Raw genomic sequence first — 24,911 nt, forward strand, 5'->3', positions numbered from 1 at the left:
AAATCGCGACACTCCACGGTAAAAGCTTCGCTTGGCAAACGGTCTAGTCTCCTCCGGTAACGGGAGGATGACGATGACGGCCACGCAGACCGCCGCCCACACCATTGACAGCGAAGGCGTTTCGCCGCAGCCGCAGCCGGCCGCGGTGCCGTTCGTCGGCCGTGCGATGCCGCGGGTGGAGGACGCCGCACTGCTGACCGGCGTCGCCCGCTATGCCGACGATTTGCCGGTGAAGCCCGGCACCCTGCACGCCGCGATCCTGCGCTCGCCGCACGCCCACGCCGACCTGCTGGACATCGACTTTGCCGCCGCGCTGGCGGTTCCCGGCGTCGCCGCCGTGGTGACCGGGGCCGACGCCAAACGCCTTGCCAGCGCCTTCCTGGTCGGCATCCGCGCGCCGATGGAACATTGGTGCCTCGCCATCGACCGCGTGCGCCATGTCGGCGAACCGGTGGCGGTGGTGCTGGCCGACAGCCGCTATGTCGCGGAGGACGCGCTCGACCGGATCGAGGTGCGCTATCGCCCGCTGCCGCCGGTGACCTCGATTGCCCAGGCGCTGGAGAAAGAGTCGGAACTGTTGCATCCGGCGGTGGGCTCCAACCTCGTCAACAGCCGCAGCTTCCGCTATGGCGACCCCGAGGCCGCTTTCGCCCGTGCCGCCCATGCCGTGTCGGTCGAGGTCGAGTATCCCCGCAACTCCTGCACCCCGATGGAGTGCTTCGTCGTCCTCGCCGACTACGACGCGGCCGAAGACGCGTACGAGGTGCTGTCGAACTTCTCCGGTCCCTTCGCCGTCCATCCGGTGATGGCGCGGGCGCTGAACGTGCCGGGATCGCGGCTGCGGCTGAAGACGCCGCCCCATTCCGGCGGCAGCTTCGGCAACAAGCAGGCGGTGTTCCCCTATGTCGTGCTGATGGGGCTGTGCGCCCGCGTCGCCGGCCGGCCGGTGAAGTGGGTGGAGGACCGGCTGGAGCATCTGATGGCCGCCACCTCGGCCACCGCGCGCCGCATGCGCATCGATGCGGCGGTGGAGCCGGACGGCAGGGTGCTGGCGCTGCGGATGGAGCAGACCGAGGATTGCGGCGCCTATCTGCGGGCGCCGGAGCCGGCCTCGCTCTACCGCAACCACGGCAACCTGACCGGCGCCTACGACATCCCGAACCTGACGGTGACCAACCGCATCGTCGTCACCAACAAGACGCCGACCGGCCTCAACCGCGGCTTTGGCGGCGGGCAGCTCTATTACGGGCTGGAACGGCTGATGAACCGGGTGGCGGCGGAGCTTGGGTTGGATCCGCTCGACGTCATCCGCCGCAATCTGGTGGCGGCGGACGCCATGCCCTACCGCACCGCGTCGGGCGGGACGCTCGACAGCGGCGACTACCGCGCGACGCTGGAGCAGGCGGTGCGCGAGGGGGCGCTCGACGCGCTGAAGGCCCGGCGCGAGGCGCTGCGGGCGGAGGGGCGGCTCTACGGCATCGGCTATGCCGCAGTGGTCGAGCCGTCGATCTCCAACATGGGCTACATCACCACCGTGCTGACCGCCGTGGAACGGCGCAAGGCCGGGCCGAAGAACGGTGCGCAGGCGACCGCCAGCGTCGCCGTCGATCCCACCGGCGGCGTGTCGGTGACGGTGGCCTCCGCCCCCCAGGGACAGGGTCACCGCACCGTGCTGGCCCAGGTGGTTGCCGACGTCTTCGGCCTGCGTTTCGAGGACATCCGCGTCAACACCGACCTCGACACCGGCAAGGATGCCTGGTCGATCGCGTCGGGCAATTATTCCAGCCGCTTCGCCGGGGCGGTGGCGGGGGCGGCCCAGGTGGCGGCGACCCGGCTGCGCGGCCGCATGGCGGCGCTGGTCGCCGGGCAATTGAATTGCCGGGCGGAGGATGTGCGCTTCACCGGTGGCAAGGTCTTCTCCGACGCCAACCCGGACAACGGCCTGTCCTTCTCCCGCGTCGCCGCCGCCGGCCACTGGGCGCCGGGAACGCTGCCCGACGGGCAGGAGGCGGCGTTGCGCGAGACCGCCTTCTGGACGCCGGAGCCGCTGAAGGCGCCGACCGACGCCGACCACATCAACAGTTCCGCCTGCTACGGCTTCATCTTCGACTTCTGCGGGGTCGAGATCGACCGGACCACGGGTTCGCTGCGGATCGACCGCTACGTCACCATGCACGACGCCGGCCGGCTGCTGAACCCACTGCTGGTGGAGGGCCAGATCCTCGGCGGCTTCGCCCATGCCGTCGGCACCGCGCTGTACGAGGAATACGCCTATGGCGACGATGGCCGGTTCCTGTCCGGCACCTTCGCCGACTATCTGGTGCCGACCGCCTGCGAGGTGCCGGTTCCCGTCATCCTCCATCGCGAAAGCCCGTCGCCGGTGACGCCGCTCGGCGCCAAGGGGGTGGGGGAGGGGAACTGCATGAGCACCCCGGTCTGCCTCGCCAACGCGGTGGCGGACGCGCTGTCGGGCATGTCCGTGGCCGGTGTATCGGTGGCAGAGCCGCCGTCCCTGCCGATCACCCCGGCCAAGCTGGCGGCGCTGATTCATCCGCCGGAGCCGCCGCGCCCGGCCTCCGCCGCCAGTGCCATGGAGACTCCGCCGGCCGCCGTCAAGGGTGGGCGCGGCCTGACCGGGGAGGGCAGCCGCGAGGTGCCGGCGACGCCGGAACAGGTCTGGGCCATCCTGCTCGACCCCAAGGAACTGGCGGCGCTGCTGCCCGGCTGCGAGGCGCTGGACCTCGTCGGCCCCAACGCCTACCGGGCGGAGGTGGTGGTCGGAATCGGACCGGTGAGGGGACGCTACACCGCACAGGTGGCGCTGTCCGACCTCGATCCGCCCAGCGCACTGACCCTGACCGGCAGCGGCACCAGCGCGCTCGGTTCTGGCAGCGGCACCGGGCATGTGACGCTGGAACGCACCGCCACCGGCACGCGCGTCACCTACCGCTACAGCGCGTCGGTCGGCGGCAAGGTCGCCGCGGTCGGCGGTCGGATGCTCGACAGCGCGTCGCGCCTGCTGATCGGCCAGTTCTTCGAAAAGCTGGTCGCCCGTGCCGGCGGCACCGAGGTGCCCGCCGGCTCCCCATCGCTTCTGACGCGCCTGCTGCGCCTTCTGGGATTCGACCGATGAAGCCCGCACCCTTCGACTATCTGCGGCCGGCGACGGTGGCCGACGCACTGGCGGCGCTGGCGGACGGGGGCGACGACGCCCGCGTGATTGCCGGCGGCCAGTCGCTGTTGCCGATGCTGAACATGCGGCTGGTCCAGCCGCGCCTGCTGATCGACCTTGGCCGGCTGGAGGAGCTGCGCACGCTGCGGGCCGAGGATGGCTGGCTGACCGTCGGCGCCGCCGTCACCCAGGCCGAGGTGCTGGCCCGCCCGACCCTGGCGCGCGAAGTGCCGCTGCTGGCCGCCGCCCTGCCGTGGGTCGGCCATTTCCAGACCCGCAACCGCGGCACGCTCTGCGGCTCGGTCGCCCATGCCGATCCCAGCGCCGAGACGCCGCTCTGTCTGGTCGCCGCCGGCGGTGAGGTGGTGCTGCGCAACGCGAAGCGCCGCCGCACAATCGCCGCCGCCGATTTCTTCCTGGGCCCGCTGACCACGGTGAAGGCGGCGGACGAGATCGTCGAATGCATCCGCTTTCCGCTCGCCCGTCCCGGCTGTGGTCATGCCTTCCGCGAGCAGTCGATGCGGCACGGCGATTTCGCCATCGCCGCCTGTGCGGCCACGGTGGACGGCGACCGCGCCAGCCTTGCCGTCGGCGGGGTGGCGGACCGGCCGACGATGCGTTCCTGGCCGCTGGTCGAGGGCGGGTTGCCGCCGGATCTCGACGAGGCGCTGAATGCCTTCGCCTGGGACCTCGGCGGCGACGACGACCAGCACGCCACCGCCCGCTACCGCCGCGACCTTGTCCGCCGGATCGGCCGCACCGTTCTTGAAGAGGCCCTGTCATGCCGCCGCTGAAATCCACATCCGCGCTGACGGCGGAGGCGCGCCACGCCGTCTCCATCGTCCTGAACGGCACGCCGCGCACCGGCCATGCCCATCCGCGCCTGCTGCTGAGCGATTTCCTGCGCCACGAGCTGGGCGCCCATGGCACTCGCGTCGGCTGCGAACACGGCGTCTGCGGCGCCTGCACAATCCGCATCGACGGCGTGGCGGTCCGCGCCTGCCTGACGCTGGCGGTGCAGGCCGACGGCCGGCGCATCGACACCGTCGAAGGTCTGTCCCAGGCCAACGAAGGGCGCATGACCGCGCTCCAGGAGGCGTTCCGGCGGCATCACGCCCTGCAATGCGGCTTCTGCACCGCCGGCATCCTGATGTCGCTGACCGATTACCTGGACCGCAATCCCAAGCCAACCGAAGAGGAGCTACGCGACATGCTGAGCGGCCATCTTTGCCGCTGCACCGGCTATGCCGGCATCGTCCGCGCCGTGATGGACGTCACCGGCCGGACGGTGAGGGAGGTCGCCCATGTTTGACCTCGGCCGCAGCATCCTGGCCAGCGCGGAGCGCAGCCCGGACGCGCTCGCCATCGTCGACGGCGACCTGCGGCTGACCTACGCGCAATGGCTGGAGCGCATCCGCCGGCTGGTCGGCGCCTTCGACCGGCTGGCCCTGCGCCCCGGCGACCGCATCGCCACCGCGTTGCAGAACAATTGGCAGATGGCGACCATCCATTGGGCCTGCCAGCTGGCCGGCATCGCCGTGGTGCCGCTGAACTGGCGGGTGAAGCCCGACGAGCTGGATTACTGCCTGCCCGACGCCGAGGTGCGCGCCCTGTTCTATCAGGACGTGTCGGCCGACGCCGTCCGGACCTCCGCCGCGGCGCAGGCGCTGCCCCGCATCGCGGTTGGCGATCCGGTCGATGCCGGGGAGCGCCGCTTCGCCGACCTGCTGAACGGCGATCCGGCTGCGGCGCAGCCGCGCGCCACGGCGGAACATGTCTCGCTGTTCCTCTACACCTCCGGCACCACCGGCAAGCCCAAGGGCGTGCCGCGCCGCCACCGGACGGAGCGGGCCGCCGCCATCGCCCATGTCGCCCAGAACTGCTACCGCCGGGGCGAACGCACGCTGGGCGTCATGCCGCTCTACCACACGATGGGGGTGCGCTCGCTGCTGGCGATGGCGCTGGTCGACGGCTGCTTCGTCTGCCTGCCGCGCTTCGACACGGCCCGGGCGCTCGACCTGATCGCGGCGGAACGGCTGAGCTGCCTCTATCTGGTGCCGACGCTCTATCACGACCTGCTGGCCGACCCGAAATTCGCGCACACCGACGTGTCGTCGGTGCGCAAGCTGGGCTTCGCCGGGGCGTCGATGACGGATGGCCTGCTGAAGCGGCTGGACGCCGCCTTCCGGCCCGAGCTGTTCGTCAACCATTACGGCTCGTCCGAGATCTACACCTTCACCATCGACCAGAACGCGCCGGCCAAGCCGGGGTCGGCCGGCAAGGCGGCGCTGAACCAGCGCATCCGCATCGTCCGCCTCGGCAGCTTCGATCCCGGCGAGCGTGCCGCCGCCGGGGAGGAGGGCCAGATCGCCGCCGACCTGTCGGGCGACGAGTCCTTCGAAGGTTACTGGAAACGGCCGGACGCCGACGCCAAGGCGCTGCATGCCGGCTGGTACTTCACCGGCGACATCGGCTTCCTCGACGGCGACGGCGACCTCTTCGTCACCGGCCGGGTCGACGACATGATCATCACCGGCGGCGAGAACGTCTCGCCGGTCGAGATCGAAAGCGTGCTGTCCCTGCATGACGGCGTGCTGGAGGTGGCGGTCGCCGGCCTGCCCGACGAACGCTGGGGCCAGCGGGTCGTCGCCTTTGTCAAGCGCGCCCGCGGCGTCGATGCCAACGACCTCGACGACCATTGTCGCACCTCCGGCCTCGCCAACTTCAAGCGGCCGCGCGAGTACGTCTTCCTCGACGAAATCCCGAAATCGCCGGTCGGCAAGATCCTGCGCCGCAAGCTGCAGGCCGGCGAGTTCGCCCTTGAGAGCGGCCCGGCCGAGCGCAGCCAGCCTGAACGCAGCCCGACCCTCTCCTGAATTCAGCCTTATCCATGGAGTTTCGACCGTGACCCCCTATCGTTTCGACAGCACCGACCGCCTGCTCGCCGACCTCGACGGCTTCCGCGTGGAACTCGACGAGGTCAAGGAGCGCGCCGACATCGTGCTGCATCGCCCGCCCTTCAACATCGTCAGCATGCTCCAGCGTGACCAGTTCGCCGCCGTGTTCAAGGTGCTGGACCGCGACCCCATGGTGCGGGTGATCGTCCTGCGCGCCGAGGGCGAGAACTTCTCGTCCGGCGGCAACATCGCCGGCTTCATGGAGAAGTCGGCGGAGCATGTGTCGGAACTGGCGGTCAACATCGCCGCCCCGGAGCGCTGCCGCAAGCCGGTGATCGCCCAGGTCCGCGGCTATTGCTTCGGCGTCGGCTTCGAGCTGTCGCTGGCCTGCGATTTCCGCATCGCGTCGGAGACCGCGCAGTTCGCCCTGCCGGAGATGCGCATCGGCATGATCCCCGGCTCCGGCGGTTCCGCCCGCCTGCTGCACATGATCGGCATCTGCCGGACCAAGGACATGGTGATGCGGGCCAGGCGCATTTCCGGCCGGCAGGCCGCCGACTGGGGCTTCGTCACCGAGTGCGTCGCCGACGCCGAACTGGAAGCGACGGTCGCCGCCCTGGTGGACGAGTTGCGCGGCTTCTCGCCGCTTGCCCAGCGCACCATCAAGGGCGTGCTGAACAGCGGCAACAACGTCTCGGTCAACGGCGCCATCGAGATCGAGGGGCAGGCCTACGGCCGCCTGCGCGGCTCCGAGGACTTCAAGGAAGGCGTCGCCTCCTTCCACGAGAAGCGCAAGCCGGTCTTTACGGGCGTCTGACCGACGCCTCCAAGCATGGGCAACAAACCATGGACAGCATAGGGAGGAACCAAAAATCATGACCAAGACCACGCTTCTCGGCACCGCCGCGCTCGTCCTGCTCGGGTTCGGCGGGATCGCGTCCGCCGCCGATCCGATCCGCATCGGGGTGGTGACCCCGCTGTCGGGCACCTACGCGCCGATCGGACAGCAGGTCCGCTGGGGACTGGAGCTGGCGACGAAGGAGGTCAACGCCGCCGGCGGCATCCTCGGCCGTCAGGTCGAACTGCTGTTCGAGGACGAGGAGGCCAACCCCGCCGTCGCTACCCAGAAGGCGGAGAAGCTGTTCCAGGTCAACAAGGTCGATTTCCTGACCGGCACCGTCAATTCCGGCTCCACCCTGGCGGTCGGGCAGCTTGCCGAGCGCAACGGCCGGCTGATCGCCACCACCGTCTCCTTCTCCGACGCCATCACCACCGACAAATGCTCGCTCAACGTCTTCCGGGTGAATGCGCGGGCGGGGCAGCAGTCGGCGGCGCTGGCGGAATGGCTGGCCAAGGACAAGCCGAAGGCCAAGGTCTATTATCTCGGCCCCGATTACGAGATGGGCCGTTCCACCGTCGCGGCCTTCAAGCAGGCGGCGGAGAAGACCGGCGCGCAATCGACCGGCGAGGTGTTCGCGCCGCTCGGCAGCAAGGACTACTCGCAGTATTTCGGCCAGCTCCGTGCCGCCCGTCCCAGCGTGCTCTACACCTCCACCGCCGGCAACGACACGGTCCGCCTGCTGACGCAGATGAACGAATACGGGCTGCTACGCAACCTGACCATCGTCGGCGCGTCGGGCACCGTCACCGCCCAGAACATCGGCGCCATCGGCAAGGCGGCCGACGGCTTCGTCACCGGCGTCGGCTATTCCGCCGAACTCACCACGCCGGAGAACAAGGCGTTCGTCGCCGCCTTCCGCAAGGCCTACGACACCGCGCCCGACCTTTACGGCGCCGACAGCTACGGCCTGATCGGCTTCTTCAAGGCCGCCGTCGAGAAGGCCGGAAGCACCGACACCGACACGCTGCGCAAGGCGATGGAAGGGCTGAGCTGGTCGACGCCGCAGGGAGCCAAGACCATGCGGGCCGGCGACCATCAGGCGATCCAGGACATGTATGCCGTGCGCATCGCGGCGGACGGTGGCAGTAACCGCTTCGACGTGGTCGGCACCGTTCCGGGCGACGCCGCCATCGGTCCCGACCAGTGCACCCGCTTCTGAGGACCGTTTCCAGGGAGCCGACGCCCATGGCCGATCTCATCGATTATCTGCAATTCGTCCTGGCGCCGCAGGCGCTGAACGGTCTGTCGCTCGGGGTCGCCGTCGTCCTGATGGCGCTGGGCCTGACCATCATCTTCGGGCTGCTGGACGTCATCAATATGGCCCATGGCGAGTTCTACGCCATGGGCGCCTTCCTGGCCCTGACGCTGGCCGGGCTGGGGGTCGGCTTCTGGGCGCTGCTGGTGCTGGTGCCGCTGCTGATGCTGCCCATCGGCTGGCTGGCCGAGCGCTGGCTGATCGCCAGGGTCTTCCACAGCCGCGACCGCCACATCCTGACCCTGCTGCTGACCTTCGGGCTGGGCATGATTATGGAAGACCTGCTGAAGCTGGTCTACGGCCCCAACACCCAGCGGCCCGAGAACCCCATCGAGGGCGGCACCGAGATCCTCGGCATGTTCCTGCCCAACTACCGGCTGTTCCTGATCGGCTTCGGCCTCGCCCTGATCGCCGCGGTCTGGGTTGTGGTCTTCCGCACCGGGCTGGGCGCCATGGTGCGGGCCGCCGCCTTCGACAAGGACATGGCCTCGTCGCTGGGGGTGCCGGTGCGCCGGGTCTATGCCGGCACCTTCGCCTTCGGGGTGGCGCTGGCCGGGCTGTCCGGCGTGCTGCTGGCGCCGATCTACTCGGTGTTCCCGACCATGGGGCGCGATTTCATCCTGATGGCCTTCACCGTGGTGATCGTCGGCGGCATGGGGTCGATCCAGGGGGCGGTGATCGCCGGCCTGCTGCTGACCCAGGTGCAGGCGCTGTCCAGCCTCTACATCTCGCCGGTCTGGTCCGACCCGCTGGTGTTCGGGATCATGGTGCTGGTGCTGATGGTCCGGCCGCAGGGCCTGTTCGGGAGGCTGGGACATGCCTGAGGCCACTCTGCGCACCCTCTCCGATCCCGGCCGCGCCGGTCCGGCATCCCGGCTTTCCCGTCTGGCCCCGGTCCATTGGCTGGCACTGGCCTTCCTGGCGGCGGCGCTGGGATTCGCCGCCGTCGCCTGGGCGACCGGCAACGGCTTCTACCTGCGTCTGGCGACCGAGGCTCTGATCTTCGCCGGGCTGGCGATGAGCGTCGATCTGCTGCTCGGCTACACCGGCCTGCTGTCGCTCGGGCAGGCGCTGTATTTCGGGCTGGGCGCCTATGTCTCGGCGCTCGTCCTGCGCGACGTCGCGCCCAGCTTCTGGCTGGCGATGGCGGCGGCCCTGCTGGCCGGCGGCGTGGCGGGCCTGATCGGCGGCGTCATCGCCAACCGGGTGAAGGGCGTCTATTTCGCGCTGATCACCTTCGGGCTGGCCCAGGTCGCCGCCAAGTCGGTCTACAACACCCGTGCGCTCGGCGCGTCGGATGGGCTGATCGGCATCCCGCAGATCAGCATCGGCTTCGGGCCGTTCAGCCTCGACACCGCCGACCCGCTGTCCTTCTTCCTGCTCGTGCTGGGCCTGACCGTCGCGGCCTATGCCGGGCTGGCCTATCTGATGGACGCACCGTTCGGCCGGACGCTGGCCGCCATCCGCGCCAACGAGAAGCGCGTGCCGTTCCTCGGCTTCAACGCCTGGCGCTACAAGCTGGCGGTCTATGTGCTGGCCGCCTGCGTCGCGGCGCTGGCGGGCGCGCTCTACCCGATGCTGCGCGGCTTCGTCTCGCCCGAACTGATGTTCTTCGAGACCTCCGGCAACGCGGTGATCACCGTCATCGTCGGCGGCGTCGGAACGCTGGTCGGGCCGGTGGTGGGCAGCCTGCTGCTGACCGCCCTGCGCTCGGTCGTCGGGTCCTGGACCGAGCATCACCTGATCGTCGTGGGGGTCATCTTCATGCTGTCCGTCATCTTCCTGCGCAAGGGGCTGGTCGGCGCCCTGCTGGCGCGGCTGAGCCGCCGCGGCGAACAGGGGAGGGCGACGCCATGACGGCAGCCTCCCTCAAGACGGTGGCGGGTAGCGCTTGCGCGCTCGGCGTCCGCGACCTGTCGGTGAATTTCGGCGGACTCCAGGCGGTGGCGGGCGTCGGCTTCGATGCCGCCGCCGGGCGGATCACCTCGGTCATCGGTCCCAACGGGGCGGGCAAGAGCACGCTGTTCAACCTGATCAGCGGCGCCATCCGCCCCACCGGCGGCCGGGTCACCCTGGACGGTGCCGACGTCACCGGGCAGGCGCCCGACCGGCTGCTCGCCGCCGGGCTGGCCCGGTCCTTCCAGATCACCAACCTGTTCTTCGAACTGCCGGTTCTGGAGAACCTGCGGATTGCCGCGCAGGTGCTGGAGCGGCCCTGGCACGCGCTGCGTCCGGTCGGCCACAGCCGCCGGGCGCTCGCCAAGGCCGAGGCGCTGCTGGACCGCTTCGGCCTGTCGGCCAAGGCGCGCGAGCTTGCCGGCAACCTCTCCCACGGCGAACAGCGGCGGCTGGAGATCGCGGTCGCGCTGGCCGCCGAACCGCGGGTGCTGCTGCTGGACGAGCCGACCCAGGGCATGAGCCACGGCGACACCGCCGACACCGGCGCGCTGATCCGCTCGCTGGCCGGCGAACTGACCGTGCTGCTGATCGAACACGACATCGGGCTGGTGATGAGCCTGTCGGACCATGTTGTCGTGATGGCCCAGGGCCGCAAGATCGCCGAGGGGACGCCCACGGCGGTGCGCGCCGATCCCGCGGTGCAGGCCGCCTATTTCGGACACGGGTGACAGCCATGCTTTCCATCGAGAACCTGCACGCGCATTACGGCCTCAGCCATGTCCTGCAGGGCGTGTCCCTCCAGGCCGGTCCGGGCGAGGTGATCGGGCTGTTCGGCCGCAACGGCGTCGGCAAGACCACCATCCTGAAATCCATCGCCGGCTGGGTGCCGGCCAGTTCTGGCACGATCCGCTTCGGCGGCGTCGATCTGGCCGGGCAGACGCCCGATACCATCGCCCGCCTCGGGCTCGGTCTGGTGCCGGAGGACCGCCGCATCTTCCCCGGCCTCAGCGTCGAAGAAAATCTGCGGCTGGGACTGCGCCAATGCCCCGGCCGGGCGCGCCGGGAGAACGAGCAGGCAATCGGACAGGCCTTCGCCCGCTTCCCCCGGCTGGCCGAGCGGCGGCGGCAGCTCGGCACCACCCTGTCCGGCGGCGAGCAGCAGATGCTGGCGATGGCCCGCGTGATGGTGGGGACCGCCAGGCTGCTGCTGATCGACGAGCCGACCGAGGGGCTGGCGCCGATGATCGTCGATGAGATCTTCGCGATTATCACGGAGCTGAAGCGGGCGGGATTGACCATCCTGCTGGTGGAACAGAACATCCACCGCGCGCTCGACGTCGCCGACCGCTTCTACGCGGTGGAGCGGGGCCGCATCACCCTGCATGGCGAAGCAGCCTCGTCCGCCGACCGTGCCCGGCTGATGGAGATGGTTGCCGTCTGATCGGGCGGCCCCACCCCCGCCGGCGGAAGGCCGTCAGGTCAGGCGGGCGAGCAGGGCATCCAGCATGCGGTCGCAGGCCGCAAGCTGGTCCTCGGCGATGAACTCGTCGGGCTTGTGGGCTTCGCCGATGCTGCCGGGACCGCACACCACCGTGGGCATCGACAGCCGCTGCTGGAACAGCCCGCCCTCCGTGCCGAAGGAGATCTTGCCGGTGCTGTTGCCGCCGGTCAGCGCCTTGACGAAGGCCACCACCTCGGCGGTGCTGTCGGTGTCGAGCGCCGGATAACTCGACAGCTCGGCGACGGTCAGCCCGGCCGCCGGGAAATCGGCACGCAGGCGTTGGACGATGGCATCGGCCTCCGCCTGGATGCTGTCCAGCAGCGGCCCGACCGGATCCTGCGGCAGGTGGCGGATCTCGAAGTCGAGGCGGCAGCGGTTCGGCACGATGTTCAGCGCCTCCCCGCCCTGGATGACCCCGGCATGGATCGTGGTCCAGGGCACGTCATAGGCATCGTCCTGCGCCCCGTTCTCTCGCAACTGGTTCTGAATGCGGCGCAGCCCGGTCAGCAGGTCGCTCGCCATGTGGATGGCGTTCAGGCCCTGCGGCGCCAGGCTGGAATGGCATTCGACGCCGTGGCATTCGGCACGCAGGGCGGTCTTGCCCTTATGGGCGGTGACCACCTGCATGCCGGTCGGTTCGCCGACGATGCAGAAGCGCGGACGGACGGGCAATGCCGCCATCATCTCGATCAGCCGGCGGACGCCGAGACAGCCGACCTCCTCGTCATAGGACAAAGCCAGATGCAGCGGCTGCGACAGGGGCCGGCCGGCGGCTTGCCGGCTGGCGGCGCGGTCGAACAAAGCGAGGGCGGCGGCGACGAACCCCTTCATGTCGGCGGTGCCGCGGCCGAACAGCTTGCCATCCCGGCGGGTCAGCCGGAACGGATCGCTGGTCCATGCCTGACCTTCGACCGGAACCACGTCGCTGTGACCGGACAGCAGGACGCCGGGGCGGTCGGCCGGCCCCAGCGTCGCGAACAGGTTGGCCTTGCGCCCGTCGTCGCTCGGCACCAGCCAGGTCGCGACGCCGGCGGCTTCCAGCCTCTCCTGCACCCAGCGGATCAGATCGAGGTTGCTTTCGCGGCTGACGGTGTTGAAGGCCACCAGCCGTTCCAGAATGTCGATGGTCGCCGTCATCGGGATGTCCCTGTTCCTTTTAGGCTTCGTTCGGGGCCGTCGCTCAGGCGGCGTGCAGCCGGTCGACGGCACGGCGCCAGCCGGTGCGGATCGCATCGGCATCGACATGCCGGCCGTCCCTTACCACCAGCCGCCCGGCCGCCACCACATCGCGCACGGGATTGCGCGCGCTGGCAAAGACATAGGAGTCGAGCAGCGTGTCGTCGCTGCGGCCGTAGAGGCGCGGATCGTCCGGATCGAGCACGACCAGATCGGCGCGCTGCCCGGATTTGAGGCCGCCTGCCGGCTCCGGCTGTCCCAGCGCCTGCGCGCCGCCGGTCACCGCCGCCCGGTAGAGGGCCGCACCGGTCGAGCTGTCCGGATGCGGGGCCAGCAGATTGCGCCGTCTTGCGGCCAGCCGCTGCCCGAACTCCAGCAGGCGGAGTTCCTCCGCGGCGTCGATGACGATCTGGCTGTCGGACCCGATGCCGAACCGGCCACCCTGCGCCAGGAAGTCGCGCGCCGGGAACAGCCCGTCGCCGAGATCGGCCTCGGTCGTCGGGCAAAGCCCCGCCACCGCCCTCGACGCCGCGATTCCCGCCACCTCGCCGGCGGTGACATGGGTCGCATGAACAAGGCACCAGGACGGCCCGAGCCAGCCACGGTCGAGCAGCCATTCCACCGGCCGCTGTCCTGACCAGGAGAGACAGGCGTCCACCTCCGCCGTTTGCTCGGCGACATGGATGTGGATCGGCGCCGTGGGATCGAGTGCCGCCATGCCGTCCAGCGCCGCCGCCATCGCCTCGGGCGACACCGCGCGCAGGGAGTGCAGGGCCAAACCGACGCGGTGTCCGCCGGGCGTGGCGCGGCAGGCCTCGACGATGCCCAGCAGGCGATCCGGATCGTTGAGGAAGCGCCGCTGGCCCTCGCCCGCCGGCTGCCCGCCGAAACCGCCCTGGGCATACAGCACCGGCAGATGGGTCAGCCCGATCCCGGTGGCGTCCGCCGCCGCCAGGATGCGCATCGACATCTCGGCGGGATCGCCATAGCGCCGGCCGTCGGCATCGTGGTGGAGATAGTGGAACTCCGCCACCGACGTGTAGCCGCGCTCCAGCATCTCGGCATAGGCCATCGTCGCCACCGCCTGGAGACTGTCGGGATCGATGCGGCGGACGAAGCCGTACATCACCTCCCGCCAGGTCCAGAAGCTGTCCTCGGCCGGGCCGGCCCGCTCGGTCAGCCCGGCCATCGCCCGCTGGAAGGCGTGGCTGTGCAGGTTGGGCATGCCGGGGATGACCGGTCCGGTTGCCCGCTCCACCCCGGCGGGCGGCCTGTCCACCCCGGTTTCGATGGCGGCGATCATCCCCTGGGCGTCGAAGCGCAGCAGCACCCCCGACGCCCAGCCGCCGGCCAGCAGCGCCCGGTCGCAGAAAAGCCGGTCGAGCCGGCGCGCGGCGGTCATCGCTCCATGCTCCCCATCACTCGGTTATTTTCACTTCGCGTCGAAATAGCCGGCCTGGATGGTCTTGCCGATCAGGTTGCAGATGATGCGGCCGGCGGTGATCGCAGTGATGCCGTTGAGATCCTTCTTCGGTGTGATCTCCACGATGTCCATGCCGACGACGCGGCCCTTGGCCACCAGCCCGTGGATCAGGGTGCGGATCTGCGGATAGGTGACGCCGCCCGGCGCCGGGCCGTTGACCGCCGGCATGATGGTCGGGTCCATGCCGTCCGCATCGATGGTCAGGTAGTAGCGGCCGCCGTCGGGAATGCGGTCGAGCACCGCCTTCATCCCGATGTCCTGCAACTCCACGTCCGGCACCAGCACCGCGCCGTAGGCAATCGCCGCCTCGACCTCTTCCGGCCGGGCGCTGCCGGCGGAGCGCAGGCCGATCTGGAAGATCTGGCCGATGTGGTCCATCTCGGCGGCGCGGCGGATCGGGCTGGAATAGCCGTTGCGGGCGCCGTTCACGTCGTCGCGCCAGTCGAGATGGGCGTCGATGTGGACCAGCGTGATCGGTCCCTGGTCGTCATAGGCGCGCAGCACCGGGATCGGGATGCCATGGTCGCCGCCGATGACGATGGGCAGCATGCCCTTGGCGAGCATCCGGCGCACCACCGCCTCGGCGTTGGCGTAATGCAGGTCGAGATTGCGGGGGTCGGCCTTCACGTCGCCGCAATCCACCACCTTGATGTCCTTGCCGCCCAGCAGCGGACCGCCGATGTCGAAATCCCAGCGCTCCAGCTTGCGCAGCGCCCGCTCGGTGTAGCGGCGCACCCAGGTCGGGGCGTTGGTCTGGTCGTTGGTCACCTCGTCGATGGAGTAGGGATCGCCGTAGGGGATGCCGAGAATGCCGATATGGCCGTCGAGCTGGTCGAGGTCCGTGCAGATCGGGAAATCGAGGAAGCTTTGCAGCTCGCGGCGCGGCGGGTTGGTCAGGCTGGTGCTCATGGTGGCGGTTCTTCTTGTCGGTTGGCTTGACGGTTGGCGGCGGGTTGCGGAGCCTCAGGCGTCCGGGATCACCGCGATCGCATCGACCTCCACCACCCATTCCGGGCGGGCGAGCGCGCTGATCACGAGACCGGTCGACACCGGGTGGACGCCCTTCAGCCACTTGCCGATGGTGCGGTAGACCGGCTCGCGGTAGCGCGGGTCGGTGATGTAGACGGTGATCTTGCAGATGTGCTCCAGCTGCGAGCCGGCCTCTTCCAGCAGCATCTTGATGTTGGCCATCGCCTGTTCTGTCTGGCCGGCGGCATCGCCGATGGCGACGCTCTCGCTGGTGTCGAGATTCTGGCCGATCTGGCCGCGGACGAAGACCATGGTGCCGCGGGCGACCACGGTCTGGCACAGGTCGTTGTCCAGCGTCTGCTCGGGATAGGTCTTCTTGGTGTTGAACTGACGGATGCGGGTGTGGACGGTCATGGCGGAAAGTCCCGGCTCGGTTGAGGTTTGGTGATCGATAAGGCAAGGGGGCGGCGTCCGGCGCCTCCACCCAGGAGCGCCGGCAGGGTGGCCGGTCGGAAGCAACCCGGTCAGTGCCGGGTGTCGCCGTCGGCCAGTTCGGGAAAGACCGCGGCGCGTTCGGCCAGCGTCGCCAGCGGGATGTGGCAGGCGATGCGGTGGCCGTCGGCCGTCTCGTGGACGGGAGGGGCCTGCTCGTCGCAGACCGAACCCAGCTTGCGCGGACAGCGTCCGGCGAAGACACAGCCCCGCCCGCCGGGGGCGGGGGCCGCGTCCTCCAGCAGGATGCGCGGCGCTTCCTGCCCGTCCTCCGCCAGCCGCGGCACGGCGGAGAGCAGCGCCTCGGTGTAGGGGTGGTAGGGCGGGCGGAGCACGCGGCCGATGGGCCCTTCCTCGCAGATGGTGCCGCCATAGACGACCAGCACGCGGTCGGCGATGTGCGACACCACGGCGATGTCGTGGGTGATGAAGAGATAGGACAGGCCCATCTCGTCGCGCAGTTCGGCCAGCAGGTTCAGGATGTTGGCCTGGACCGAGACGTCGAGCGCCGACACCGCCTCGTCGCAGACGACGAAGTCCGGATCGGTGGCGAGCGCGCGGGCGATGTTGACGCGCTGGCGCTCGCCGCCGCTCAGCTCGTGCGGATAGCGGTCGGCGTAGGCCGCCGGCAGCCCGACGCGCGTCAGCAGGCTGGCGACGGTTTTGCGCCGCTCCTCCGCATCCGCCCGGCCGGCCAGAACCAGCGGCCGGTCCATCGCCGCCCCCACCGTCTTGCGCGGGTTCAGCGACGCGGCGGAGTTCTGGAAGACCAGCTGGGCGCGGCGGCGCAGGGTCTGGTCGCCGCGCCTGACCTGCTGCGTCAGGTCGGCGCCGTCGAACGTCACCGTGCCGGCGCTGGGTTCGGTCAGCGCCAGCAGGGCGCGGCCGATGGTGCTCTTGCCGCTGCCGCTTTCGCCGACCACGCCGACAACCTCGCCGCGGCCGACGGTGAAGGACACATCCTCCACCGCCACGGTGCCGGACCGGCGCAGCCAGGGCAGGATGGACCGGCTGGCGCCGTAGATCTTGCGCAGATGGTCGACCTCAACCAGCGGGGCGGAGCGTGGCTGTGCTGCTCTCGGACCGCGGGCAATGCCGGCATCCTCGTCCGGCCAGGGCGTGCCGGCCAGCGCATCGGCCTTCCAGCAGCGCACGCCGTCCCCGTCTCCGCCCCAGGCCCCATCCGTCAGCATCGCCTGCGGCTGACTGCGGCAGGTCTCCTCGGCGAAGGGGCAGCGCGGGGCGAAGACGCAGGCCGCGGGCGGCCCAGCCAGCTTGGCGACGGTGCCGGGGATCGACGGCAGGCGGTGGCGGCGCTCCGCGGTGATGCGCGGCAGGGCGGCGACCAGACCCTTGGCATAGGGATGGGCCGGGCGCGACAGCACGCGGCCGGTTTGCCCGGTCTCCACCACCACACCGCCATAGAGGACGGTGACGGTCTGGCAGATGCGGTTGACGATGCCGAGATTGTGGGAGACGAACAGGGCGCTCAGCCGGTGGCTGTCGCACAGCTTCGCCAGCAGTTCGATGATGCGGGCCTCGACCGTCACGTCCAGCGCCGTGGTCGGCTCATCGAGGATCAGCAGCTTCGGCTCGCAGCCGAGCGCGGTGGCGATCAGCGCCCGCTGCTGCATGCCGCCCGACAGCTCGTGCGGGTAGGCGGCGGCGACCCGGCGGGGATCGCGGATGCCGACCTCGGCCAGCAGATCCTGCACCCGTGCGGCGGCCTGCCGGGGGGAGAGGCCCTTGTGCTGGATCAGCGGTTCGGCGATCTGGTGGCCGACGGTCAGCGCCGGGTTCAGCGAGGTGAAGGGGTCCTGGAAGACGGCGGCAATGCGGTCGCCGCGCAACGCCTGGCGTTCGGACGGCGACAGGCGGCGCAGGTCGACGCCGTCGAACAGGATCTCGCCGGAGTCCACCCGGCCCCCTCCGCCCAGCAGGTCGAGGATCGCCATGGCGACGGTGCTCTTGCCCGATCCGGACTCGCCGACCAGACCCATCACCTCGCCGGGACGGATGGCGAAGCTGACGTCGCTGGCGGCGCGCAGCGTGCCGCGGGCATTGCCGTAGCTGATGGTCAGGCCGCGGACATCCAGCAGCGGCGCCGGTTCGGGCGCGATCGCCGGGCTGACCACCGGCGGAACCGCCGGACGGGCTTGCGGAGCGGTCATCATCTCAGTGCGCTCCCGTGTTGCGGGGGTCGAGCAGGGCACGCAGCCCGTCGCCCAGCAGGTTGATGCCGATCACCGCGGTCGCCAGCGCGAAGCCGGGGCACAGCGCGATCCACGGCGCCTGTTCCACGAAGGGCCGCGCCTCGCTGATCATCAGGCCCCAGTCGGAGGAGGGCGGCTGCGCCCCCATGCCGATGAAGCTGAGCGAGGCGCCGAGCAGGATGGCGAAGACCACGCGCAGGCTGGCTTCCACCACCAGCGGCGGCCAGATGTTCGGCAGGATCTCATGGAACAGGATGTAGGCGGCGCTCTCCCCGCGCAGGCGGGCGGCGGTGATGAACTCCTCCTGCATCAGTTCCAGCGTGATGGCGCGGGTCAGGCGGACCACCTGCGGCACATAGACGATGCCGATGGCGACGATGGCCTTCCACTGTGCCGGCGGGGTGACGGCCAGAACCAGGATGCCGAGCAGGATCGGCGGGAAGGACATCAGCACGTCCATGGCGCGCATGATCGCCTCGCCGGTGCGTCCGCCCTTGTAGCCGGCGATCAGCCCCAGCGGTACGCCGGCCAGCAGGCTCAGCGCCGTGGCGGCGACGCCCATCACCAGCGAGCTGCCGGTGCCGACCAGGGTGCGGCTGAACACGTCGCGGCCGAACTCGTCGGTGCCGAACCAGAACTCGGTCCCCGGCGGCTGCAACCGGCTCATGATGTTCATCTCATCATAAGGGTAGGGGGCGATCCAGGAGCCGGCGACGGCGGCCACAACCAGCGGAGCCAGCAGGACGATGCCGACGAGGAACGAGACGGGCAGGGACGGCAGACGGTCGAGAAGGCCGCGGCGCGGGGCCGGTTGGACAGGGGCCCGGGCGGGGGTCGCGTCGGTCATCTCAGGAGGCCCTCATGCCGTGGCGGATCTTCGGGTTCACGAAGGCGTAGAGCAGGTCGGCGGTCAGGTTGGCGAGGCAGTAGGCGGCGGACACGATCAGGATCGTCGCCTGGATCAGCGGCAGGTCGTGGCGCTGGATGGCGAACAGCAGCAGCCGGCCCATGCCGGGATAGGAGAAGATCGTCTCGATCACCACGACGCCGCCCAGGATCAGGCCGAAATCGATGGCCAGCACGGTGATGGTCGGCAACAGTGCGTTCTTCAGCGCGTGGCGCAGGATCACCACCGATTCAGGCATGCCCTTGGCGCGGGCGAACTTGACGTAGTTGGTTTGCAGCACGTCGATCATGCTGGAGCGGGTCAGCCGGGCGATGCGGGCCAGCAGCATCAGCACCAGCGTGACGACCGGCAGCACCAGATGCGAGGCCCAGGGCAGGAAACCGTCGGCGATCGGCGCATAGCCGCCGGTGGGCAGCAGCTTCATGTAGCTGCCGAAGACCAGCACCAGCACGATGGCCCAGAAGAAGTCCGGCACGGCGATGCCGAGATAGGAGACGCCGGAAACCAGCTGGTCGGTCAGCTTGCCGCGCCGCACCGCCGCCAGGACGCCGAGCCCGATGCCGACCACCGCGACCACGAACAGCGCCACCACGGCCAGCACCAGCGAGCGGGCCAGCGCTTCCATCAGGATCGGGCCGATTGGCTGTTCCAGCACCAGCGAGCGGCCGAGGTCGCCCCGCAGGATGCCGGCTGCCCAATGCCCGTACTGGACGATCAGCGGCTGGTCGAGGCCGAGCTTGACCGCGATGGCGTCCACCACCTCCTTTGAGGCGAACTGGCCGGCGATCATCGAGGCGACATCGCCCGGCATCGCCTGCGTCACCAGGAAGATCAGGACCGACATCACGGCCAGGACCAGCGCCAGATAGACGAGACGGGTCAGTGTGTAGGCGAACATGGCAGCATCCCCTGCGGGAAGAGGAGGGGACCGGCGTCTGGTACCGGCCCCCGAACGACCCCCAAAACGACCTCAGTCGACCGATACGTCGCGCAGGTCGAGGAACATCATCGGGTGCGAGTGGAACCCGTGGACCTTGGCGCTCAGGCCGTTGATGTGGTTGATGACGTAGGGGATGACGCCCGGCGAATCCTCCACCGCCAGCGCCTGGACCTGGGTGTAGAGCGCCTTGGCCTCATCCTCGCTCTTGGCCTGACGGGCGCCGTCCAGCAGCGTGTCCATCTTTGGGTTGGAATAGCTCCACAACGCGGTGTTCCACGATCCGCGCGAGTGGTACCAGGGGTAGACCGAGGTATCGATGGTCGGGCGGCTGAAGAAGCCGTCGATGTAGAAGCCGGCCTTGCCCTCGATGTCCTTCAGGAAGACGTCGAAGGGCACGCGCTGGACGTTGACGGTGATGCCGGCCGGCTTCAGCAGCTCGCGCACGGCGAGGCCGAGACGTTCGCGGGTGGCGCGACCAGCCGGCGTGTGCAGCGTGACCTCGAAGCCGTTGGGATAGCCGGCCTCGGCCAGCAGCTTCCTGGCGCCGGCCGGGTCGCCCTTGGCGATCTTCAGATCCTTGTTGTAGTAGGGATGGCTCGGCGGGATCGGCGAGTGGGTTGGCGTGCCGTTGCCGAACAGCGCGATCTGGGTGATGGCCTGCTTGTCGAGCGCCATCGCCACCGCCTTGCGCACGCGCGGATCGTCGAAGGGCTTCACCGTGTTGTTCATGATGACGCCGTCCCAGGTCGAGGTCGGGACGGAATCGATCTTCAGCTTTGGGTCGCCCTTGACCTTGTCGATGGCCTCCAGCGGCAGGTTCCACACCAGATCCAGCTCGCCGGTGGTCAGCGCCGCCACCTGGGCCGCCGATTCCGGCAGGATGCGCACGATCACCTCGTCCAGCTTCGGCAGGCCCGGCTCGAAGTAATTGGCGTTGCGCTTCAGGACGATGCGGTCGCCGGGGGCGAAGGACACGAACTCGAACGGGCCGGTGCCGACCGGCTTGGAGGCCAGCGTGTCGACGGCGTCGCGCGGAACGATGCGGGCCTGACGCTCGCCGAACAGCTCGGCGAAGCCGGCATAGGGGCTTTTCAGCTGGAACTGGACGGTCAGCGGGTCCAGCGCCTTCATCGAGTCCACGATCTCGAAATTGACGCGGGCGGTGGAGCCGGTCGCCTTGTCCTGGATGCGGGCGATGGTGGCGACGACGTCCTCGGCCTCCAGCTCGCGGCCGTTGTGGAACTTCACGCCCTTGCGCAGATGGAAGGTCCAGGTCTTCAGGTCGTCGCTGCGCTCCCAGCGTTCGGCCAGATCGGGCTTCACCGTCATGTCATGGCCGATGACAGTCAGACCGTTGAAGATCAGATAGGCGGCAACATACTCCTGGCCGCCCTTCATCTTGGCCGGATCCAGCGTGTTCAGGTTGGAATCCACCGAGACCTTGAGCGTGCCTGCGGCCTGGACCGACATCGCCGTCCCGGACAGGAGGATCGCCGAGAGCACGGCGCGTGCCACCAAACGTCGCATCATCATGAAAGCCTCTCTGTTTGCCGGTCCTTGCGGCGGACCTTGGTTCCTGCTCGACCGAAACGGTCTCACAAGGCCGCGGCCGGAGGAAAGGACGCCGGAAGGACGGCGAACCGGGCAACGAAGGGGCTAAGATTTGGGCAAAGGGCCGGGGCGAGCAAAATTTGTGCAGCGCACTCCCGGAGAAATCCCTGGTTTCCTTATGTTTTTCCCAAGATGATTGGCCGGATCAGCATGATGAAAATACGGGCCGCTCCCAGGGCAGCCGCTATGCAGCATGATCGATATTCATCGACATCATGAACAGTTTCCATGGTGTGCGGGGTCGAACAGGCACGACAGGCTGTCCTCGGCCTCAAGCCGGCACAATTTTCGATGGAGGCGCTCCGCCGTCTCGGCCCCGACGGCGCGGGCGGCGCAGCCGCGGAACTTGGCCGTACGCTCCGTCGCCGACAACGGGCGGGCCACCGTGCCGCGTGCCGAGGCGCAGAAGCGGCTATGGCGCTCTCCCGTCCTTGTCTCGACGCTCACCTCCGCGCCTTCGGGGGCGATGTGGGCGCGGTCGGGATCGGCTTTCCAGTCCGGATCGGCCGCCATGGAGACGCATCCGATGGCGTGGCGCAGGTCCGGATCGGCGAGCGTCGCATCGTCCAGATGCTCCAGCCCAAGCGTTCCGTAGAGCATCGCGCAGGCGACGGCGAAGGGCAGGCTGAAGCGGGCTTCTCCCGCCGTCGCCGGACACCGATAGGTCAGGTTGGCGTCCACCACCGGCGGGACGCGGCAGTGGACGGTCCGGATGTCTTGCGGCTTCAAGCCATGCTCCGCCATCAGGTCGCGCACCGCGTCGATGGCGGCGTGGGCGGACAGGCAGACCGGATAGAGCTTGGTGTCGATGCCGGGATCGAGCAGGCGCCAGCGCCGGCCGAGCCGATCCAGGGCGGCCGGGTCGAAGCGGCCCGCCGCCATCAGCGTTGCGAAACCGCGCGGGTCCTCCACCACCCCATGGGGCACGGTCAGGCCCCGCGCGGCCAGCCGGGCGGCGCGCACCCCGTTCGCTGCGGCCTGAGCCGCCAGCAGCGGCTTGGCCCCGGTGCCGAAGCACGCACGCAGGCCGCCGGTTCCGCAGAGCGCGAAGGCGATGGCGTCCGCTGCCGTCCGTCCGTCCAGTCCAAGCGCCTTGGCGCTGGCCGCTGCCGCGCCGACGGTGCCGAAGAGCGCCGTGGTCCACCAGCCGTCATGGTACACGCCGTTGCCGACCGCCTCCGCCAGCGCATATTGCGCTTCCGCGCCGGCGACGACGGCGGTGAGCAGATCGCGTCCCGTGCCTCCGGCCTCCTCGACCATCGCCAGCGCTGTCGGCACCACGATGGCGGAGCCGTGGACGAAGCCGGCATAGCTGTTGTCGTCGAAATCCAGCGCATGGGCGGCTGCGACATTCGCGAAGGTGGCGCCCTCCGCGCACAGACGGTCCCCGGCCAGCACTTGCGATGGCCCGGCGGCATAGCTCGCGAACGCCTCGTCGGCCGCCAGCCGGGCGGACGCTTCGCCGGTGCCGGCGAGCGCGACCCCGAGCGTGTCGACAATGCAGTCCAGTGCGACCGCGGCGACCGCGTCAGGAACATCGCTTCGCCGCAACCCGGCAACCCAATCGCCGATCCGTCGGGCTGCGGCCGTCGGCGGGGTGGGTTCGTCGAAGGGAGGCGTCATGGCAGGAACCTCGGCTTGATTGCAGGCAGGCATTGAGGCTGCCGCGGAAACCTTGGCTCCGGTCAGTTGGAGAAATTTCTTTCATGGTCGGGATGAGCTGCGTTCATGACCAGCGCCAACATAAGATAGCATGCAGTTTGCAGTTGTCCCGAACCGTCGCAGATCGGAGCCCCATGCATCACCGAGACTTTGACCTGGGATCCCTGGAGGTGTTCGTTGCCGTCGCCGAACTGGGCAGCATGACCCGTGCGGCCGGCCGGCTCGGTCTGACCCAATCGGCCGTCTCCCATGTCGTGCGTCAACTGGAAACCGCCTTCGCCACCCAGCTGCTCGACCGCAGCATCAGGCCGATGGCGCTGACGGCGGCCGGACAGCGGCTCTGGCATTGGAGCAACCGCATCCTGACCGACGCGCGGCAACTGCCGGCGGCAATCGGCGGCACGGACAGCGCCTTCATGCCGGAACTGCGCATCGGCTGCATCGACACGCTGGCGGCACCGTTCATTCCGCGGCTGCTGCAACGGCTGCGCGACCATGTGCCGTCCTTCAGCATCGCGTCGGGCCTGTGCGGGCAATTGCGCGAGCAGTTCCTCGCCCGCCGGCTGGATGTCCTCTTCACCAACGACAGCTTCGACGACATGGATCAGGTGGACAGCCTGTGTCTGCTCACCGAGCCCTTCGTGCTGCTTCTGCCACGCAGTTGCCCCGAGGTGGTCGATGAGGCCGCCCTGCGGACCCTGTCCCAAACCTTGCCGCTGATCCGCAGCACGACGGACAGCGCGCTCGGCCGGCTGGTGGACCAGCATTTGCGCCGGCTGGGTATGGAGGTGCCGCGGAGCTTCGCCTTCGATGCGACCGACACCGTGATGGCCATGGTGGCGGAGGAAATGGGATGGAGCCTGCTTCCGCCGACGGCCCTGGTGAAAAGCCGCCAGCACCTCAACCATATGCGCGTGCTGCCGCTGCCGACCTCCGGCTTCCGCCGCTCCATCCATGTGGTGACCCGCAAGGGAGAGCTGGGGAAGCTGCCCGCCAACATCCACAAGGCCGGGCGTGCCGTGATCCAGCAGGGCTATTTCACCGACGTCTTTGCAATTTCGCCCTGGCTCAAGGCGATCATTCGACGCTGAGCCCCGACCGTGGCCATCCGGCGAGGCTGCGGTGTTGCGGGGCGGTAAAGCCTCGCGGATTTCAGCGCTCCTCAAAAACTCGTCGTGAGGCCGAAAAAAGCGCTTGCGCGGCATCGGTCAACCGGCCTATACACCGCCTCCCGCGACGCAGCACGGTTCGAAAGAGCAGTGGCGCTTCAAGGGAAACAGCGGTCCGACCAAGTAACTGCCGAGCGCCTCGAAAAAAAGAGGTTGACAGCGAAAGTAAAGACCGCTAAATAAGCCGAACACGACGCGGTGATCCAGAGCGGATCGTCGCCGAGATGTTCGGAAGCGACGCGTCTCAGCGTTGCGGGTTCTTTGACAAGTTTATACCGTGTTGTGAGAAGGGATGCGCAGGCGGCGGCAGTTGGTAGTCGTTGCGGCCTTGGGGTGCTGGTTCTCAGTTGGGGATCGGCACAATNGAGGATCGTCTGTGCATCTTTTGAGCAGAGAAACTGTATCAGTATCGACGTTTCAGGAGATCGCCTAGGCGGTCCTGTCAGTCGYNGGCTTYKGYTGGCGATCTGAACCTGAGAGTTTGATCCTGGCTCAGAACGAACGCTGGCGGCATGCCTAACACATGCAAGTCGAACGAAGGCTTCGGCCTTAGTGGCGCACGGGTGGAAAGCGCGCCGCACCTGCTGAAGCATGGCGAGGATTTCATCGTCTACACCATCATGGACTATGTGGTGGACTGCTATTTCCCGGTGCTCGACCAGAT

Annotated in this window: 20 protein-coding genes and 1 rRNA gene; 12 read left to right on the forward strand and 9 right to left on the reverse strand. The window is 69.1% G+C overall.

All coding sequences use genetic code 11. The features are described 5' to 3' along the window. Positions 1-73 precede the first annotated feature (73 nt). From VH569_RS15175 to VH569_RS15220, 10 genes are read left to right on the forward strand one after another with little or no spacing between them, the layout of a single operon-like run. A complete protein-coding gene (locus tag VH569_RS15175; RefSeq protein ID WP_423316097.1) occupies positions 74-3,133 on the forward strand; it encodes a xanthine dehydrogenase family protein molybdopterin-binding subunit in 3,060 nt (1,019 codons plus the stop codon). Continuing rightward, positions 3,130-3,966: an FAD binding domain-containing protein gene (locus VH569_RS15180; RefSeq protein ID WP_423316098.1), complete on the forward strand. Its 837-nt coding sequence runs from the start codon at positions 3,130-3,132 to the stop codon at positions 3,964-3,966. The genes VH569_RS15175 and VH569_RS15180 overlap by 4 nt, the downstream gene beginning before the upstream one ends. Beyond that, positions 3,954-4,484, forward strand: a complete 531-nt coding sequence (locus VH569_RS15185) for a (2Fe-2S)-binding protein (RefSeq protein ID WP_423316099.1) — start codon at positions 3,954-3,956, stop codon at positions 4,482-4,484. Before VH569_RS15180 ends, VH569_RS15185 begins: the two co-directional genes overlap by 13 nt. Next, complete coding sequence (locus tag VH569_RS15190) at positions 4,477-6,048, forward strand: AMP-binding protein (protein WP_423316100.1); 1,572 nt, start codon at positions 4,477-4,479, stop codon at positions 6,046-6,048. The genes VH569_RS15185 and VH569_RS15190 overlap by 8 nt, the downstream gene beginning before the upstream one ends. Positions 6,049-6,076: 28 nt before the next feature. Then, positions 6,077-6,886, forward strand: coding sequence for an enoyl-CoA hydratase/isomerase family protein (locus VH569_RS15195; RefSeq protein ID WP_423316101.1), 810 nt, complete (start codon positions 6,077-6,079; stop codon positions 6,884-6,886). Positions 6,887-6,944: 58 nt separating this feature from the next. After that, positions 6,945-8,129 carry an ABC transporter substrate-binding protein gene (locus VH569_RS15200; RefSeq protein WP_423316102.1) on the forward strand — a complete coding sequence of 395 codons (1,185 nt, stop codon included), beginning with the start codon at positions 6,945-6,947 and terminating at the stop codon, positions 8,127-8,129. 26 nt (positions 8,130-8,155) lie between these two features. Then, positions 8,156-9,049: a branched-chain amino acid ABC transporter permease gene (locus tag VH569_RS15205; RefSeq protein ID WP_098738313.1), complete on the forward strand. Its 894-nt coding sequence runs from the start codon at positions 8,156-8,158 to the stop codon at positions 9,047-9,049. After that, on the forward strand, positions 9,042-10,082 hold the full coding sequence (locus VH569_RS15210; protein WP_423316103.1) for a branched-chain amino acid ABC transporter permease: 1,041 nt from the start codon (positions 9,042-9,044) through the stop codon (positions 10,080-10,082). The genes VH569_RS15205 and VH569_RS15210 overlap by 8 nt, the downstream gene beginning before the upstream one ends. Further along, positions 10,079-10,852: an ABC transporter ATP-binding protein gene (locus VH569_RS15215; protein ID WP_423316104.1), complete on the forward strand. Its 774-nt coding sequence runs from the start codon at positions 10,079-10,081 to the stop codon at positions 10,850-10,852. Before VH569_RS15210 ends, VH569_RS15215 begins: the two co-directional genes overlap by 4 nt. 5 nt (positions 10,853-10,857) lie before the next feature. Next, entirely contained in the window at positions 10,858-11,565 is a 708-nt protein-coding gene (locus tag VH569_RS15220; protein WP_423316105.1) for an ABC transporter ATP-binding protein, read from the forward strand. 33 nt (positions 11,566-11,598) lie between these two features. On the opposite strand, the gene argE is transcribed toward VH569_RS15220, so the two are convergent. The 9 genes from argE to VH569_RS15265 form a co-directional block, all read right to left on the reverse strand. Next, on the reverse strand, positions 11,599-12,762 hold the full coding sequence (gene argE / locus VH569_RS15225) for an acetylornithine deacetylase (RefSeq protein WP_423316106.1): 1,164 nt from the start codon (positions 12,760-12,762) through the stop codon (positions 11,599-11,601). A gap of 43 nt (positions 12,763-12,805) precedes the next feature. Further along, on the reverse strand, positions 12,806-14,203 hold the full coding sequence (locus VH569_RS15230) for a formimidoylglutamate deiminase (protein WP_423316107.1): 1,398 nt from the start codon (positions 14,201-14,203) through the stop codon (positions 12,806-12,808). 30 nt (positions 14,204-14,233) lie between these two features. Continuing rightward, positions 14,234-15,193 (reverse strand): agmatinase, encoded by a 960-nt coding sequence (locus VH569_RS15235; RefSeq protein ID WP_098738319.1) that lies wholly within the window; start codon positions 15,191-15,193, stop codon positions 14,234-14,236. A 54-nt stretch (positions 15,194-15,247) separates the two neighbouring features. Then, positions 15,248-15,667 carry a RidA family protein gene (locus tag VH569_RS15240; protein WP_109049875.1) on the reverse strand — a complete coding sequence of 140 codons (420 nt, stop codon included), beginning with the start codon at positions 15,665-15,667 and terminating at the stop codon, positions 15,248-15,250. A 110-nt stretch (positions 15,668-15,777) separates the two neighbouring features. Then, positions 15,778-17,919 (reverse strand): dipeptide ABC transporter ATP-binding protein, encoded by a 2,142-nt coding sequence (locus VH569_RS15245; RefSeq protein ID WP_423316108.1) that lies wholly within the window; start codon positions 17,917-17,919, stop codon positions 15,778-15,780. A 1-nt stretch (position 17,920) separates the two neighbouring features. Next, positions 17,921-18,805: an ABC transporter permease gene (locus VH569_RS15250; RefSeq protein WP_423316109.1), complete on the reverse strand. Its 885-nt coding sequence runs from the start codon at positions 18,803-18,805 to the stop codon at positions 17,921-17,923. A 1-nt stretch (position 18,806) separates the two neighbouring features. Further along, entirely contained in the window at positions 18,807-19,763 is a 957-nt protein-coding gene (locus tag VH569_RS15255; protein WP_098738323.1) for an ABC transporter permease, read from the reverse strand. A 72-nt stretch (positions 19,764-19,835) separates the two neighbouring features. Further along, complete coding sequence (locus VH569_RS15260) at positions 19,836-21,338, reverse strand: ABC transporter substrate-binding protein (protein WP_423316110.1); 1,503 nt, start codon at positions 21,336-21,338, stop codon at positions 19,836-19,838. Between the two features lie 291 nt (positions 21,339-21,629). Next, positions 21,630-23,039, reverse strand: a complete 1,410-nt coding sequence (locus VH569_RS15265; protein ID WP_423316111.1) for an MmgE/PrpD family protein — start codon at positions 23,037-23,039, stop codon at positions 21,630-21,632. 209 nt (positions 23,040-23,248) lie between these two features. On the opposite strand from VH569_RS15265, the gene VH569_RS15270 reads away from it, so the two are divergent. Next, positions 23,249-24,169 (forward strand): LysR family transcriptional regulator, encoded by a 921-nt coding sequence (locus VH569_RS15270; RefSeq protein WP_423316112.1) that lies wholly within the window; start codon positions 23,249-23,251, stop codon positions 24,167-24,169. Positions 24,170-24,716: 547 nt separating this feature from the next. Next, a 16S ribosomal RNA gene (locus VH569_RS15275) occupies positions 24,717-24,911 on the forward strand; the annotation flags it as partial.

It is taken from the genome of Azospirillum sp. 11R-A, from assembly GCF_049472615.1.
GTDB classification, from domain to species: domain Bacteria; phylum Pseudomonadota; class Alphaproteobacteria; order Azospirillales; family Azospirillaceae; genus Azospirillum; species Azospirillum palustre.